The 15,086-nt window shown below is 61.8% G+C and carries 13 protein-coding genes; 10 read left to right on the forward strand and 3 right to left on the reverse strand.

What is annotated here, in order from left to right; genetic code table 11:
* Nucleotides 1–94 precede the first annotated feature (94 nt).
* From chaB to ACJ8HB_RS08425, 9 genes are all read left to right on the forward strand, one after another.
* Nucleotides 95–322 carry a putative cation transport regulator ChaB gene (gene chaB, locus ACJ8HB_RS08385; protein ID WP_033647745.1) on the forward strand — a complete coding sequence of 76 codons (228 nt, stop codon included), beginning with the start codon at nt 95–97 and terminating at the stop codon, nt 320–322.
* Between the two features lie 253 nt (nt 323–575).
* Nucleotides 576–1,265, forward strand: a complete 690-nt coding sequence (locus ACJ8HB_RS08390; RefSeq protein ID WP_033653657.1) for a gamma-glutamylcyclotransferase — start codon at nt 576–578, stop codon at nt 1,263–1,265.
* Between the two features lie 302 nt (nt 1,266–1,567).
* Entirely contained in the window at nt 1,568–2,521 is a 954-nt protein-coding gene (cbl, locus tag ACJ8HB_RS08395; RefSeq protein WP_033634950.1) for an HTH-type transcriptional regulator Cbl, read from the forward strand.
* Between the two features lie 175 nt (nt 2,522–2,696).
* Entirely contained in the window at nt 2,697–4,265 is a 1,569-nt protein-coding gene (locus tag ACJ8HB_RS08400; protein ID WP_047571558.1) for an ABC transporter substrate-binding protein, read from the forward strand.
* The gene (locus tag ACJ8HB_RS08405; protein WP_094859910.1) at nt 4,265–5,320 is read left to right on the forward strand and encodes an ABC transporter permease; all 1,056 of its coding nucleotides are present in this window, start codon (nt 4,265–4,267) and stop codon (nt 5,318–5,320) included. The genes ACJ8HB_RS08400 and ACJ8HB_RS08405 overlap by 1 nt, the downstream gene beginning before the upstream one ends.
* Entirely contained in the window at nt 5,317–6,186 is an 870-nt protein-coding gene (locus tag ACJ8HB_RS08410; RefSeq protein ID WP_033647740.1) for an ABC transporter permease, read from the forward strand. The genes ACJ8HB_RS08405 and ACJ8HB_RS08410 overlap by 4 nt, the downstream gene beginning before the upstream one ends.
* Nucleotides 6,176–7,018, forward strand: coding sequence for an ABC transporter ATP-binding protein (locus ACJ8HB_RS08415; RefSeq protein ID WP_047571559.1), 843 nt, complete (start codon nt 6,176–6,178; stop codon nt 7,016–7,018). Before ACJ8HB_RS08410 ends, ACJ8HB_RS08415 begins: the two co-directional genes overlap by 11 nt.
* The gene (locus ACJ8HB_RS08420; protein WP_047571560.1) at nt 7,015–7,686 is read left to right on the forward strand and encodes an ABC transporter ATP-binding protein; all 672 of its coding nucleotides are present in this window, start codon (nt 7,015–7,017) and stop codon (nt 7,684–7,686) included. Before ACJ8HB_RS08415 ends, ACJ8HB_RS08420 begins: the two co-directional genes overlap by 4 nt.
* Before the next feature lie 132 nt (nt 7,687–7,818).
* Nucleotides 7,819–9,393, forward strand: coding sequence for an ABC transporter substrate-binding protein (locus ACJ8HB_RS08425; protein WP_047571561.1), 1,575 nt, complete (start codon nt 7,819–7,821; stop codon nt 9,391–9,393).
* 312 nt (nt 9,394–9,705) lie between these two features.
* Here ACJ8HB_RS08425 and ACJ8HB_RS08430 read toward each other — a convergent pair whose 3' ends face one another.
* Nucleotides 9,706–10,464, reverse strand: coding sequence for a prepilin peptidase (locus ACJ8HB_RS08430; protein WP_223307147.1), 759 nt, complete (start codon nt 10,462–10,464; stop codon nt 9,706–9,708).
* Nucleotides 10,465–10,893: 429 nt separating this feature from the next.
* On the opposite strand from ACJ8HB_RS08430, the gene ACJ8HB_RS08435 reads away from it, so the two are divergent.
* Nucleotides 10,894–12,405, forward strand: coding sequence for a YchO/YchP family invasin (locus ACJ8HB_RS08435; RefSeq protein WP_047571562.1), 1,512 nt, complete (start codon nt 10,894–10,896; stop codon nt 12,403–12,405).
* On the opposite strand, the gene narL is transcribed toward ACJ8HB_RS08435, so the two are convergent.
* A complete protein-coding gene (gene narL, locus ACJ8HB_RS08440) occupies nt 12,402–13,052 on the reverse strand; it encodes a two-component system response regulator NarL (RefSeq protein WP_016927346.1) in 651 nt (216 codons plus the stop codon). The two genes, ACJ8HB_RS08435 and narL, sit on opposite strands and share 4 nt — an antisense overlap.
* Before the next feature lie 10 nt (nt 13,053–13,062).
* Nucleotides 13,063–14,847 carry a nitrate/nitrite two-component system sensor histidine kinase NarX gene (gene narX, locus ACJ8HB_RS08445; protein WP_033647735.1) on the reverse strand — a complete coding sequence of 595 codons (1,785 nt, stop codon included), beginning with the start codon at nt 14,845–14,847 and terminating at the stop codon, nt 13,063–13,065.
* Between the last annotated feature and the right edge of the window lie 239 nt (nt 14,848–15,086).

Genomic DNA, 15,086 nt, shown 5'->3' on the forward strand with positions numbered 1-15,086 from the left:
CCATGCCGTTTGATAATGAGAATTGTTTGCTCATTGAGGCGCAATCGCCTGTGAGCTAGGCTTAAGGCTCACGCAATACGCACGGGAGGACGTGATGCCATACCAAGACACGAACGACTTGCCGGACAATGTGAAGCATGTGCTGCCGGCCCATGCGCAGGCGATCTATAAAGAAGCGTTCAACAGCGCCTGGCAACAATATCGGGATCCTGAAGATCGACGCGGTGACGCCGGCCGGGAAGAGACGGCGCACAAGGTGGCCTGGGCAGCGGTCAAACAAAGCTATCGCAAGGGCGACGATGAGCGCTGGCACAAAAAGTAACGCCTTTCATGCCCCGGTAAAAATCGCGCAGACGTTATGCTGACCTCGGCAATTAATATTATTGCTGCTCAGTACAAATACTTTTCCACGTTAACGCCGCTTTGCAACTTGATTGCGCGGCGGGAAAAGAATATGGTCATTATTAATAGGCGCGGTTATTGAATTAATAAAATTCCGCACCAAAAAATAAAATTGCAAAGGTTCAGTAGTGGCGAGGGAGGACGAGAAATCGTATTCCCGGGAGGTTGTAACAGTGTTAACGCGAGATTTTCTGCAAAAAGCGGATTGCAAAACCGCCTTTGGCGCTATTGAGGAGTCGCTGTTGCTGACGCCTGAACAGCGCGCAGCCTCGTTGGCGTGCACATTATCGCGCCGGCCGGATCACAGCCCGGTATGGGTATTCGGTTACGGTTCGCTGATGTGGAATCCGGTTTTCGAATCGGAAGAAGTGCGGCCAGCCATACTGCAGGGCTGGCATCGGGCGTTCTGCATGCGTTTGACCGCCGGGCGCGGCACGCTTCATCAGCCGGGGCGCATGCTGGCACTGAAAGAGGGCGGCCAGACCACCGGATTGGCGTTTCGTCTGCCGGAAGGCAAGCTGCGCGAAGAGCTGGAGCTGCTGTGGAAGCGCGAGATGATCACCGATTGCTACGTGCCGACCTGGTGTGAGCTGCAGCTGGAGGGCGGTGAGGCCGTCACGGCGCTGGTGTTCGTGATGAACCCGCAGCATCCGCTGTTTGAAGCAGACACCAGCCACCAGGTGATCGCGCCATTGATCGCCAGCGCCAGCGGCCCGCTGGGCACCAACGCGCAATACCTGTTTGCGCTGGATAACGAGTTGAAGCACCACGGCATGCAGGATGATTGCATCGGCGATCTGGTGCGTTACGTGCAGCAATGGTTGCAGCAGAACCGCCCCGGCGCTTTCGGGGCCACGGCCTAAGGCGTTGGCGGGGCGGCAGACAGTAAAGGGCTCAGCGTGCGGAGCCCTTTTTCATATATCTAATACCTCTATTTAATAACTTTATTCTGCATGATTATTTAAGCCTGTCACTTTGTGTGGTTATTTATCTCGTTATTTTTAAAGCCATTCATCATTTTCCTCCGTCTTCACACCCCGAGAGTCACGATAAATAATTCACTTAGTATTAAATTGCATAACTAAAGGCTATTTCTTATTTGTTCAGCCCCGCAGGACTCCGTATCAATATGGCAGACGCTACCGCAAGAAACAGGGAGACGGGGATGAACTTTCAACAATTAAAAATTATTCGCGAATCGGCGCGCTGCAACTACAACCTGACCGAGGTCGCCAATACCTTATTTACTTCGCAGTCCGGCGTCAGCCGGCATATTCGCGAGCTGGAAGAAGAGCTGGGCATTGAAATATTCATTCGCCGCGGCAAACGGCTGCTGGGCATGACCGAGCCCGGCAAAGAGCTGCTGGTGGTGGCGGAACGCATTCTCAACGACGCCAACAACATCCGTCGCCTGGCGGACGTCTTCAGCAGCAACGATTCGGGGCAGCTGCATATCGCGACGACGCACACCCAGGCGCGCTACAGCCTGCCGGGGGTGATCAAAGAGTTTCGCGCGCTTTATCCACGGGTGCGGGTGGTGCTCAATCAGGGCAGCCCAGAAGAGATCGTCTCGATGCTGGCCGCCGGCGAAGCCGATATCGGCATCGCCAGCGAGCGGCTGATGAGCGACGAGTCGCTGGCGGCGTTCCCGTACTACCGCTGGCATCACACCATTTTGGTGCCGGAAGGGCACGAGTTGACGCGCCAGCCGCAGGTGACGCTGGAGATGCTCAGCACCTTGCCGCTGATCACTTACCGCCAGGGCATTACCGGGCGCGCGAAGCTGGATGCGGCGTTCAAAGCGGCGGGCCTGACGCCGGACATCGCGCTCAGCGCGCAGGATTCCGACGTAATTAAAACCTACGTCGAACTGGGATTGGGCGTGGGCGTGCTGGCGGACATGTCGTATGAAAAAGAGCGCGATCGCGGGTTGGTGAGCCTCAACGCCGAGCACCTGTTTGAACCCAATACGGTATGGCTGGGCCTCAAGCGCAGCCAGCTGCAGCGCAACTATGCCTGGCGCTTTATCCAACTGTGCAACCCGACGCTGTCGCTGACCGAAATCAAGGACAAGGTCTTCTCGTCGCAGCTGGATGCGGTGATTGACTACCAGATTTAATCGATAAGCGGCAGGCAACCCCTGCCGCGCATTCCGCATCGCTCCCCTAATAATCAAAATCCCATCTATATACATAAAAAGAATATCTATAGTGATTTAAGTACCTTCAGCTGCCGATCGTGCTCGCATACACTCGCGAAATTATTATAAATTCCATCCGCTTGGAGAGTTTCAGATGAAAGCGCTCGTTCCTTCTTTGCTGTTTTTAGCCGTGGCGGCCAGCGTTAACGCGCAGGCGGCGACGCCGGCCAACACGCTGGTGATCGCGCAGTCTATCGATGACGTGGTCAGCTTTGACCCGGCCCAGGGATTTGAGTTAACCACGGTGCAGTCGTTCAACAGCCTGTATCAGCGTCTGATCCAGTCCGATCCGCACAACCCTATCGATCTCAAGCCAACCCTGGCCAGCAGCTGGCAGGCCGGCGCCGACAATCGCAGCCTGACTTTCAGCCTGCGCCCGGACGCCAGGTTCGCCAGCGGCAATCCGCTGCGGCCGGAAGACGTGATCTTCTCGCTTTCACGGGTGGTAAAACTCAATCTGGAGCCGTCGTTTATCCTGACGCAGCTGGGTTGGAACGCGAAGAACGTGGAGCAACACCTGAGCAAGGTGGATGACCACCAGGTAAAAATCAGCTGGAGTGAAAACGTCAGCCCAGCCTTCGTGCTCAGCCTGCTGTCGGCGCCGGTATCGTCGATCGTCGACGCCAAAGAGGCGCTGGCGCACCAGCAGGGCGACGATCTGGGGCACCAATGGTTGAACAGCCACTCCGCCGGCAGCGGCCCTTACAAAATCCGCACCTATGTGCCGCACGAGGTGGTGGTGCTGGACGCCAACCCAGGCTCGCCGGAAGGGGCGCCGACGCTGAAAACCATCCTGATCAAAAACGTGCCCGATCCGGCCGCGCGCCGTTTGCTGATCGAGCAGGGCGATGCCGATATCGCGCGCAACCTGGGGGCAGACCAGATGGCGGCCCTGAAGGGCAAGCCGGGCGTCAAACCGTTGGCCATTCCTTACGCCTCGCTTTATTTCCTGCAGTTCAACGCCAAGGCGTCGCCGGCGCTCGGCAATCCGGCGTTCTGGGAGGCGGCGCGCTGGCTGTTCGATTACCAAGGCATCGCCGACGATCTGCTGAAAGGGCAGTTCCAGAGCCATCAGGCATTCCTGCCGGACGGTTATCTGGGCGCGCTTAAGGATCAGCCGTACAGCTTCAACCCGCAAAAAGCCAAAGAAATACTGGCCAAAGCGGGGCTCAGCAACGTCAGTTTCCGTCTGGACGTCAACAACCAGCCGCCGTATCTGGATATCGCCCAGGCGTTGCAGGCCAGTTTTGCCCAGGGCGGCGTGAAGGTGGAGCTGGTGCCGGGCATCAGCTCGCAGGTCTCCACCAAGGTGAAAGCGCTTAACTACGATGCGACGCTGACTTCCTGGGGGCCGGATTATTTCGACCCTAACACCAACGCCGCAGCCTTCGCCTACAACCCGGAAGACGGCAGCAAGACGCTGGCCTGGCGCGCCAACTGGCAGATCCCGGCGCTGAGCAAGCTGACGCTGGCCGCCACCGCGGAAAACGACACCGCCAAACGGGTGGCCGATTACCAGCAACTGCAAAAACAGGTGCAGCAAAGCTCGCCGTTCGTCATCGGCCTGCAGGCGCGCAGCCTGATTGCGGTGCGCGACAACCTCAAGGGCTATGTGCAGGGCATCAACCCTGACATGGTGTTCTACAGCAAGGTCAGCAAGTAATGGCCGCTGAACTGTCCGCCTCCGCCGGGGCGGCCCGGCGGTATTGGCGCTGGGGCGGGCGGCTGCTCGGCGGCGCGCTGTCGCTGGCGTTGACGTTGCTTGGCCTGCTGCTGTTCACCTTCATGCTGTCGCATCTGGCGCCGATCGATCCGGCGCTGCAGGTGGCGGGCGATCATGCCAGCGAAGCCACCTACGCACAGGTGCGGCATGAGTTGGGATTGGATCAGCCGTTGCCGGTGCAGTTTTGGCGTTATCTGGTGCACCTGGCGCACGGCGATTTGGGTATTTCGCGCATCACCGCCCAGCCGGTGTTGAGCGATTTGCTGCGTACCTTCCCGGCGACGGTGGAGCTGGCCACCTGCGCCATTATCCTCGGCGCCCTCTGCGGCATTACGCTGGCGTTTCTGGCGGTGCTCAAACCGGGCAGCTGGCTGGATAACGCGGCGCGTCTGCTGTCGCTGATCGGTTATTCGGTGCCGATTTTCTGGCTGAGCCTGCTCGGGCTGCTGCTGTTCTACGCCACGCTGCACTGGTCGGCGGGGCCGGGGCGGCTGGACGACATCTACCTGTACAGCATGGAGCCGCGTAGCGGTTTCGTGTTGATCGACAGCTGGCTGTCTGGCGATCGCGACATGTTCTACAACGCCATCGGCCACCTGTGGTTGCCGGTAGTGGCGTTGGCGCTGTTGTCGATGGCGGGCATTACTCGGTTGCTGCGGGCGGCGATGCTGGAAGAGTGCAACAAGGAATACGTGACGCTGGCGCGTTCCAAGGGGGCCGGGCGCCTGCGCATTCTGCTGCGCCATGTGTTTCCCAACGTGCTGGGCACGCTGATCACCGTACTGTCTCTCTCCTACGCCAGCCTGCTGGAGGGCGCGGTATTGACCGAAACGGTGTTCGCCTGGCCCGGCGTCGGGCGTTACCTGACCTCGGCGCTGTTTGCCGCCGATACGCCGGCGATCCTCGGCGCCACGCTGCTGATCGGCACCTGTTTCGTGCTGTTGAATGCGCTGGCCGACGCCTTGACCTATTTAGTGGATCCGCGAACCCGATGAGCCAATATCTCTCTGAACACGAACCGCAAAGCGAGCCGGCCGTCGGTTACCGCCGTGGCAGGCGCCTGACCACGCTGACGCTGGGCGCGGCGCTGGTGGCGATTCTGATCGTCACCGCGCTGTTGGCCCCGTGGCTGGCGCCTTTCGATCCCAATCTGCAGCATATCGAACTGCGGTTACTGCCGCCTTCCGCCGCACATTGGCTGGGCACCGACGGTTTTGGCCGCGACTTGCTCTCCCGCGTGATTTACGGCGCGCGGCCGACGCTGATTCTGGTGTCGCTGATTCTGGTGTTGACCATTCCCATCGGCCTGCTGGTCGGCATTGGCGCCGGTTACCTCGGCGGCTGGGTAGAGCGCATTTTGATGCGCCTGACCGACATTTTTCTGTCGCTGCCGAGCCTGGTGATCGCGCTGGCGTTCGTGGCGGTCATGGGGCCGGGGCTGATGAACGGCGCGCTGGCGCTGGCATTGACCAGTTGGCCGGCCTTTGCCCGCCAGGCGCGGGCCGAAACCCTGGCGCTGCGCCGCAGCGATTACCTGGCGGCGGCGCGCATGCAGGGCATCAACGGGCTGCGGCTGATGGTCGGCCATATTTTGCCTTTATGCCTGCCGAGCGCGGTGGTGCGCGCGGCGCTCAGCCTGGGCGGCATCATCCTGTCCGCCGCCGGTCTGGGGTTCCTCGGCATGGGCGTCGCGCCGCCGACCGCCGAATGGGGCTCGATGGTGGCCGAAGGCAGTAAAGTGATTTTCGACCAATGGTGGGTCGCCGCCGCGCCGGGCGGGGCGATCCTGTTCGCCAGCCTGGCGTTTAACCTGCTGGGCGATGGCCTGCGCGACAAAATGGATCCTCGTCATGGGCACTGATAACACCTTATTGACCGTCGAACGGTTGGCGATCGGCGTGCCGGGGCCACAGCCGGTGACGTTGGTGAAGCATATTTCGTTCAGCATGGGGCGGGAGCGGCTGGCGCTGGTCGGTGAGTCCGGCTCCGGCAAATCGTTGACCGCGCGTGCGCTGATGGGGCTATTGCCGCCGCCGTTGCAGCTGCAGGCGCAGCGTCTGACGCTGGGCGATGAAGACTTGACGCGCCTGAGCGAGCGCCAGTGGAGCCGGCTGCGCGGCGACCGGGTGGCGATGGTGATGCAAGATCCCAAGCATGCGCTGAATCCCAATCAGCCGATCGGCCGTCAGGTGGAGGAGCCGCTGGTGCTGCATGCGAAGCTGAGCCGCGCCGAGCGGCGTGAAAAAGTATTGGAGATGCTGGCGGCGGTGGGCTTGCCCGATCCGGCTGCGCTGTGCCGCCGCTATCCGCATCAGCTCTCCGGCGGCATGGGGCAGCGGGTGATGCTGGCCATTGCGTTGATCAACGATCCACAGCTGTTGATTGCCGACGAACCGACTTCGGCGCTGGATCACCAGATGCGCGATCAGGTGCTGCAGCTGATAGAAAACCTGGTGGCGCAACGCAATATGGGGTTGATCCTGATCAGCCACGATTTGCAGCAGGTGGCGCACCACTGCGAGCGGGTGCTGGTGATGTACAAAGGCGAGCTGTTGGATCAGCTGCCGGCAGCAGAGCTGGCTCGGGCCACGCATCCTTATACTCGCACGCTGTGGGCGTGCCGGCCGAGCCGCGAGACGCGCGGCAAACCGCTGCCGGTGCTGGATCGCGCGCTGTTGGAGACGTTGAAATGAGCGTGATTGCACTGGAGAACCTGAGCGTCAGTCACCGCCAAGGCTACGAACTGCGCACCGTGGTGCATGAGGTTAACCTGCGCATCGAGCCGGGCGAGTGTTTTGGGCTGGTGGGGCCTTCCGGCTGCGGCAAGTCCTCGTTGCTGTGGGTGCTGGCCGGGCTGAATGGCAGCTGGCATGGCGGCTTTGAGTTGCTGGGGCGGCGCCTGCAGCCGGGCCAGGCGTTTACCGGCGAACTGCGGCGCGAGGTGCAGATGGTGTTTCAGGATCCCTATGCTTCGCTACACCCCAAGCACCGGCTTTTGCGTACGCTGTCGGAGCCGCTCAAACTGCTGCAGGAAAGCGACATTGAACGAAAAATCAGCGCGGGCTTTCGCCAGGTGGGGTTGGATCCGCGCCTGCTGGAGCGCTACCCGCATCAGCTGTCGGGCGGCCAGCGTCAGCGTGTGGCGATCGTGCGCGCATTGTTGCTGCGGCCGAAGCTGCTGTTGCTGGATGAACCGACCTCGGCGTTGGACATGTCGGTGCAGGCGGAGATCCTCAACCTGCTCAACGAGCTGAAACAGGCGGGCGATCTGACGATGGTGCTGGTCAGCCACGATGCGGACGTGATTGACCACATGTGCGATCGTTCGGTGGCGATGGTGCACGGCCGCATCATCGTTTGACCCTATGCCCGCCAACGCGGCGGGCATATCCATCCTGGTAATAAATAAAGCAATTTATCGTCGTTCTTCCGTTAATTCTTACCCCCTACACTCGAAAAACAGCGCAACCGCGTGATAGTGGAGAGTGTATCGATGAAACGGTTAATCCCAACCTTATTGTATGGCGCGCTGGCGGCCGCGTTCGGTGCGCAGGCCGCCACCCCGCAGGACACCTTGGTGGTGGTCAGTTCGCTGGAGGGCATTATCAGCCTCGATCCGGCGGAGAGTTTTGAAACCGTCAGCTCGGCCAATCTGGTCAATCTCTATCAGCGCCTGGTGGCGCCGGATCGCGGTGCGCCGCAAACGCTGGCGCCGGACGCTGCCGCCAGTTGGCAAGCGGGCGCCGATGGCCACAGCCTGATCTTTACCCTGAAACCGCAGCAGCGCTTCGCTTCCGGCAATCCCCTGCGGCCCGAAGACGTGATTTTCTCGCTGGTTCGCGCGGTGAAGCTGAACAAGGCGCCGTCGTTTATTCTCGGTGAGTTTGGCTGGACGCCGGATAACGTTGAGCAGCATTTGAAGAAGGTGGGGGATAACCAGGTGCAACTCAGTTGGCCCGCCAACATCGGCAGCGAGCTGGCGTTGCGGCTGCTGACGGCGAATGTGGGCTCGATCGTGGATGAAAAGCTGCTGAACGAGCATGCGCAGCAGGGGGATTACGGCAATGCCTGGCTGCGCGGCCATTCCGCCGGCGGCGGCCCGTATCGGGTGAACAACTATGTGCCGCACGAAGCGCTGCTGTTTGGCCGCAACGACTATGCGCCGTCGCCGGCCCGGCTGAAAACGGTGTTGTTCAAGAACGTCAGCGACGCCGGCACCCGCCGTTTGCTGTTGCTGAAAGGGGATGCCGACGTGGCCTACGATCTGGGCGCCGACCAGTTCGACTCGCTGCGCAACGCGTCTGGCGTGCGCATCGAGCAGGCCGATGCGCCCCGGGTCTATTACCTCGGTTTCAACACCGGCAGCAAAGACAACCCGGTGCTGGGCAATCCGGCGCTGTGGCGGGCGGCGCGCTGGCTGGTGGATTATCAAAGCATCGCCGAGCAGCTGCTGAAAGGGCAATATCGCGTGCATCAGGCCTTCTTGCCGCAGGGATTGGATGGGGCGCTCGACGATCGGCCGTTTACGCTCGACGTGGGCAAAGCCAAACAGATCCTGCGCGATGCCGGTATTGCCGAAGGTACGCGCCTCGATCTTATTGTCATCAATCAGCCGCCGTACACTGACATCGCGCAGGCGCTGCAGGCCAGCTTTGCGCAGGCCGGGCTGCGGCTGGATATCCATCCGGTGGTGGAGAGCGACCTGTGGGGTAAGATGCGCGGCCGCGATTTTCAGGCGATCTTCACCTACTGGGGCGCCGATTACCTGGATCCGAACACCAACGCCAGCGCCTTTGCCTACAACGTGCCCGGTGGGCCGAAAACCCTGGCCTGGCGCACCCAGTGGGGCATTCCCGCCATCAGCGCGGAAACGCGTGCCGCGGCCGCAGAGGGCAACAGCGCCGCGCGCCGCGCACGTTATGCCGCGCTGCAACGGGAACTGCAGGCCAGCTCGCCCTATGTAGTGGCGCTGCAGGGGCAAACGCTGGTGGCATTGCGCGACAACGTCAAAGGTGCCCGGTTGGATATCGCCAACAGCATGCTGTATCTGGATCGGGTCAGCAAGTAGCGCCAACGCCGCGCGCCTGGCCGAGCTTTCTGTCGCGCCAAAGGCCGCCCGTGCGTGAAATCGCTTGCTGCTGCAACCTGGAATCGTGAGAGGTTTTGTCAGGGTGAAATAAAATGAAATTTCATAACGTGATCACATGGCGCTGATAAATTGGCGCCGAAAGGCGGCGTTGTTTACGCCTTTCACCACGGTCGTCCGCAATGATGCGGACACATCACCTCAGGAGATATTATGGACAATAACGGAAACGCTTCAGTGGAGCGCGCGGCAACCTGGCTCGCCGCCGGTGAGGTTGTGACGCCGGAACAGTTTTTATGGTTTCCAGCCACTGGCCAATCCGGCAACGGCCAGCACGGCAGAAGTGGCCGGATTGCTCAATCGGCTGATCGAGACGCTGAGGAACTCACCGAACAACGCCGGCGCGTTCTGGCCGGCGTTCATCAAGAGCAACAGCCAGCCGGCGGCCGCCAAGGCGATGCCGAAAGGTTGCGGCGTTCGCCAGGCGCGACGGTTGCGCAGGCCGCGCGCCAATGCCATGCCTAATCCGAACATTGCCGCCAGGCAGACCAGCAGCGGCAGCATCGTCCAACCGAGCCAGGCGCCCAGCGCCGCCAGCAGTTTGAAGTCGCCCTGGCCGATGCCGTTACGCCGCCGCAGCTGTCGATAAAGCGCGTTGAGCAGCCACAACGCCCCGTAGCCGGCGGCGGCGCCGATAACCGCATCGTTCAGCGGCGCCCAGCGAGCGTCGAGATTGCACAGCAGCCCGCCCCACAGCAGCGGCTGGGTCAGCCGGTCCGGCAGCCAGCGGTGGCGCCAGTCCAGCCAGGCCAGGGCGATCAGCAGCGCCGCGGCCGGCGGTAACCACAACCGGTGTGCTGCTGGCGGGTCGAAAGGCAGCGTCGCCAACGCCACACCCAAGGCCGTCAGCAGCAGGCTGCGGCGGCGCAATCTCGGCGGGCTGGCGCGCACGGCCGCCGTTCGCTCCAGCCGGGTGATGAGCGCGAAGGCGACCATTCCTGCCGACAGCAGCGCGCTAAAAAACAGCGCGTGCCACAGTGAGAAAAGAAACATCAAGGCTCCGTCAGTCGTGAAACAGATGTTTAAAATAACGGCAAAATGCGTATTTCATCGGAGTGAAATGCGGTGGATTGTGAGAAATGCGCAGTCGTGCGCATTGCCACTTTAGGTATTGCAGAGTGATACAATGCCATGCGCGGTGGCGCGCAGCAGTGGGTTGCTGCGCTTTTTATCGGCAAAATCGGCGCTAAAAGGGTGTGAATTCACCTGGCGGCCGGAATGGAGCGGCCAATGGCGTAAGTGACGGCGTCACTGAGAGGTGATTGGGGTTTATCCTATTGTTTCTGCTCGTCAAGCCGTTAGGCTTTAAGGGAGAGGCGCCCCGACAGGCCGGGACGTAAGGTTTTTCAGATCTGCCGCGGGAAAGGCGGCAGCAAAGCAGTGGGTTGGCATGCTCCAGGAGGGAGGGAGGCCAACGGTGTCATGAAAGACGAAATTCAGGCAGGACTCATCAAAATAAAAAAACGACTCTGGCGCCGCCGCCGGGCGGCCTGGCTGGCCGGGCCGCTGGTGTGGCTGGCCGGCGCGGCGCCCGTGTGCGCTGAATCCCCGCTGGCGCCGGACGCCGTTATTTCTTCCGAACGGCAAGCCGCGGATCCGGCCGAGAGTTTGCCGGAGCTGGGCGGTGCGCCCGACGATGCCGCGCGCGAGAAGCAGTGGGCCGAGATGGCCAAGCAGTTTGGCGAAAAAGATCTGAATAACGTTTCCCGTCAGCAGATGCGCAGCCGCGCCGAGGATTACCTGCTAGGCCAGGCGGCCGACACGCTGCAGCAACAGGCGCAGGAGCTGTTGTCGCCGCTGGGCACCGCACGGCTATCGCTGAAGATGACCGGTGAGGGGGACTTTACCGGCAGCAACGGGCAGTTATTCAGCCCGCTGTACGACGTCGACGGATTGCTGACCTACAGCCAGATCGGCTGGCTGCAGCAAAGCGCCGGGGCGCTCGGCAATTTTGCGCTGGGGCAGCGCTGGATCGTCGGCGACTGGCTGCTGGGTTACAACACGGCGCTCGACAGCGATTTCGCCCGGCAGCGCAACCGCGGCAGCGTCGGCGCGGAAGCCTGGGGAGACTACCTGCGTTTCTCCACCAACTATTACTACCCGCTGTCGGCGCTGTCGCAACAGCCCGGCGATGGCGTGTTTTTCAGCCGTCCGGCGCGCGGTTACGACATCACGACGCAAGGCTATCTGCCGTTTTATCGCCAGATCGGCGGTTCGCTCAGCTATGAGCAGTATCTGGGCGATAATGTCGATCTGTTTGGCAGCGGCAAAAAACAAAACGATCCGCGCGCGATGCAGCTGGGGCTCAATTACACGCCGGTGCCGCTGGTGACGATGAAGGCGCTGCATAAGATTGGCGCGGGCGGGCAGAGCCAGGATCAGGTCGAACTGGCGCTGAGCTATCGGCTCGGGGTGCCGCTGGCGAAGCAGATTTCGTCGGAGTATGTGGCGCAGGCCAAGTCGCTGCGCGGCAGCCGCTACGATCCCATCGAACGCAAGAACGTGCCGGTGCTGGAATTCCGCCAGCGCAAAACGCTGCAGGTGTTCCTGGCCACGCCGCCGTGGAGCCTGCAGGCAGGGGAAACCGTGCCGCTGGTGCTGGAAATCAAGGCGTTGAACGGCATCGCTCACGTCAGTTGGCAGGGGGATACGCAGGCGCTGAGCCTGACGCCGCCGCACAACGCCAACGATCCGCAGGGCTGGACGGCGATTGTGCCGCCGTGGGACGACGCGCCGGGCGCCGCCAACAGCTACCGGCTGTCGGTCACGCTGGAGGACGAAAAGCAGCAGCGCGTGACCTCCAACTGGATAGAGCTGAAAGTGGCGCCGCCGCTGACGGCGACCGCCGGTGATGATGCGAGCCTGCTGCCGATCAAAACCCTGACGCCGCCGCCGATCCCGGCGCAAACCGGGCCGCTGTACGGCGGCGATTAACCGTTTTTACCCTGCAGCACCCACACCGCGGCCTCGACGCGGGATTTTAGCTTCATCTTTTTCAGCAGGTGTTTGACGTGCACCTTGACGGTGCTCTCGGTGATGGTCAGGCGGCGGGCGATCAGCTTGTTCGGCAGCCCCTGGGCGATCAGCTTCAGGATATCCCGCTCGCGCGGCGTCAATTGCTGAATATCGCGATCGGCGCTGGGGCGGTTTTCCCGCAGGCTGGCGGCGAGGATCGGCGTCAGCGTTTCGCTGAGCACCATCTGCCCGGCCGCCGCCTGATGCAGCGCCTTCAGCAGATCCTCCGGCTCCATGTCTTTCAACAGATAGCCGTCGGCGCCGCGTTTGAGCGCGCTGACGACGTCGTCTTCATGGTTGGACACGCTGAACACCACGACGCGCCCCGAGAGGTCGGTCTGGCGCAGGCGATCCAGCGTTTCCAGCCCGTTGATGCCGGGCATGTTCAGGTCGAGCAGGATCAGATCCGGATCGTGCTGCTCCGCCAGCGTGACCCCTTGTTCACCGTTGCTGGCTTCTGCGATGACCTGCAGGCGGGCGTCCATGCCAATCAGCTGTTTTACGCCGTTGCGCAGCATCGGGTGGTCGTCTATCAGTAAGATTGTGGCGGCGGTTTCTGTCGTCATGGTGTCTCCGTTAGTCGATGGCGTGGTTATCCGGCGTGAAGCTGACCCGCACCTCGGTGCCGCCGCCGCTGCGCGGTAAAATATCGCAGCGGCCATGCAGGCTCTTGGCGCGATCGCGCATGATGATCAAGCCGTAATGGTCGGGGCGAGACGTCTCGGCCGGCAGGCCGCGTCCGTTGTCGCATACGCTCAGGGTCACTTCGCCCCGCTTGTTGATGACCTGAATGCTCACCTCGCTGGCGGCGGCATGCTTAAGGATGTTGCTGAGCGCCTCGCGGGCGATCTGCAGCAGGTGAATGGCCTGGTAAGCCGGCACCGTGCGTGGCCCCAGTTGGTAATCGAGGCTGATGGTCAGGCCCAGTTTGGGATTGAACTCCGCCACCGTCGATTGCAGCGCCGCCAGCAGGCCCGGTTCGGTCAGTTGCAGGCGGAAGGTGGTCAACAGCTCGCGCAGCTGGCGATAAGCGCCGTTCAGCTCTTCGCGCATCTGCTGCACCAGCGCCTGGCTGGCGGAAGAGAGCGTTTCGCCCTGCATCTGCAGGCAGGCGATTTGCATTTTCAGGCAGGAAAGCGATTGGGCGATGGAGTCGTGCAGCTCGCGGGCGATCGCCGCCCGTTCTTCCATCAGCATCAGCTGCTGCTGATGGTCGACCTGACGCTCGATGGCCAGCACGCTGGTCAGCTGCTCCACCAGGGTGTTGATCAGCTGGCGGTGCTCATCGTTCAGCGGCTGTTGCGGCGCATGCTGCGCCACGATCACGCCGTAGTCGCCGAGCTTGTCGCTCAGGCTCCAGCTCAGCGACGGATTGTCGGGATGCTGGCGGTCGCTGTCGTTCAGGCAGGCGCTGCACACCGGGTTGTGGCAATGCTCCGGCCGCAGCGGCTGGTTGCCGCTCAGCTGCAGCAGCGGTTCCCGGCTGTCGTTTTCATACAGTCGCACCTGAATGGCGCGCAGCGGCGTCAGGGTTTGCAGCTGGTTGAGCAGCGGCGTCAGGCGGCTGCACAGCGGCTCGCTGGCGTGCAGCAGGCGGCTGGCGCGATAAAGGAAGCTCAGCACCTGATTCTTTTGCTGCAGGTCGGCGGTCTTCTCGGCCACGCGCTGCTCCAGCCCGCTGTAGGTGGCCGACAGTTCGTCAGACATGGTGTTCAACGCGCCGCCGAGCGACGCCATTTCATCCTGGTGCCCGCGCTGCGCGAAGCGGCGGCTAAAATCGCCGCGACCCACCGCCAGCGCCATTTCCACCAGCTGTCGCCACGGATGCAGCAATCGGCGGCGCAGGTAGCAGGTGGTGCCGATCAGCAGCAGCAGGGTCAGCGCGATGAAGCCGGCCTGCACCAGCGTCACCATCAGCAGGCGGCGCTCGGTTTGCCTGTCGATATCCGACACCAGCTTATCCAGCAGCTGCACGAAGTGCGCCACCTGCGGCGCGGCGTCGGCCGGGCGCTGCGCGCTGCGCAGGCGTGGTTGCAGGGTCTGTTGCCAGTAGTCGCGCAAGGCGTCGAAAGGTTGCGTCAACCCTTCCTGCTCCACCGAGCGCTGCAGGTCGGGGCTGTTTTCGTCGCGCTCCAGTTCGCGAATCAACGCTTCATGCCGTTCATCCAGCGGCACCTGCGCCAGCAGACGGTAGCTTTGCATACGCAGTGAGCCGGCCTTGTTGATGGCGTGCGCATTGCCCTGAATGCTCTGCGACATCCAGGCGGAAATCCCCATGCCGGCCACGCCCAGAATGCCCGACAGCAACATCAGCAGGGCGACCTGATTCACGATCGAAAGCGGGGCCAACAGGCGTTTCATAAGCGCGGGTTCCTGGCATTTGGCGCCGCTGAAACTCAGGGGGAGAAGGCGGCGACGGGGTAAACAAGTAACGATTCAGCCGTATTTTTGATTATCCCTGAGCATAACCCCATACCTCGAATGAAGTACCCATTAGTTTCCTGCGGGACGGCGAAGCGGTGAGATTAGCGGCGTGATGTTTTTTAATGCATTGATTTAAATTGATTTAATTTTTATTCGGGGCGTACCCCTAAGGGGAT

The organism is Serratia sp. CY27727 (genome assembly GCF_052169275.1).
GTDB classification, from domain to species: Bacteria; Pseudomonadota; Gammaproteobacteria; order Enterobacterales; family Enterobacteriaceae; genus Serratia; species Serratia sarumanii.

Bases quoted from the DNA above. Each gene is read 5' to 3' on its own strand.
- ACJ8HB_RS08415 (WP_047571559.1), top strand. From the start codon at position 6,176: ATGGGCACTGATAACACCTTATTGACCGTCGAACGGTTGGCGATCGGC.
- narX (WP_033647735.1), bottom strand. From the start codon at position 14,847: ATGAAACGCCTGTTGGCCCCGCTTTCGATCGTGAATCAGGTCGCCCTG.
- ACJ8HB_RS08435 (WP_047571562.1), top strand. From the start codon at position 10,894: ATGAAAGACGAAATTCAGGCAGGACTCATCAAAATAAAAAAACGACTC.
- cbl (WP_033634950.1), top strand. From the start codon at position 1,568: ATGAACTTTCAACAATTAAAAATTATTCGCGAATCGGCGCGCTGCAAC.
- chaB (WP_033647745.1), top strand. From the start codon at position 95: ATGCCATACCAAGACACGAACGACTTGCCGGACAATGTGAAGCATGTG.
- ACJ8HB_RS08405 (WP_094859910.1), top strand. From the start codon at position 4,265: ATGGCCGCTGAACTGTCCGCCTCCGCCGGGGCGGCCCGGCGGTATTGG.
- ACJ8HB_RS08410 (WP_033647740.1), top strand. From the start codon at position 5,317: ATGAGCCAATATCTCTCTGAACACGAACCGCAAAGCGAGCCGGCCGTC.
- narL (WP_016927346.1), bottom strand. From the start codon at position 13,052: ATGACGACAGAAACCGCCGCCACAATCTTACTGATAGACGACCACCCG.
- ACJ8HB_RS08400 (WP_047571558.1), top strand. From the start codon at position 2,697: ATGAAAGCGCTCGTTCCTTCTTTGCTGTTTTTAGCCGTGGCGGCCAGC.
- ACJ8HB_RS08425 (WP_047571561.1), top strand. From the start codon at position 7,819: ATGAAACGGTTAATCCCAACCTTATTGTATGGCGCGCTGGCGGCCGCG.
- ACJ8HB_RS08420 (WP_047571560.1), top strand. From the start codon at position 7,015: ATGAGCGTGATTGCACTGGAGAACCTGAGCGTCAGTCACCGCCAAGGC.
- ACJ8HB_RS08430 (WP_223307147.1), bottom strand. From the start codon at position 10,464: ATGTTTCTTTTCTCACTGTGGCACGCGCTGTTTTTTAGCGCGCTGCTG.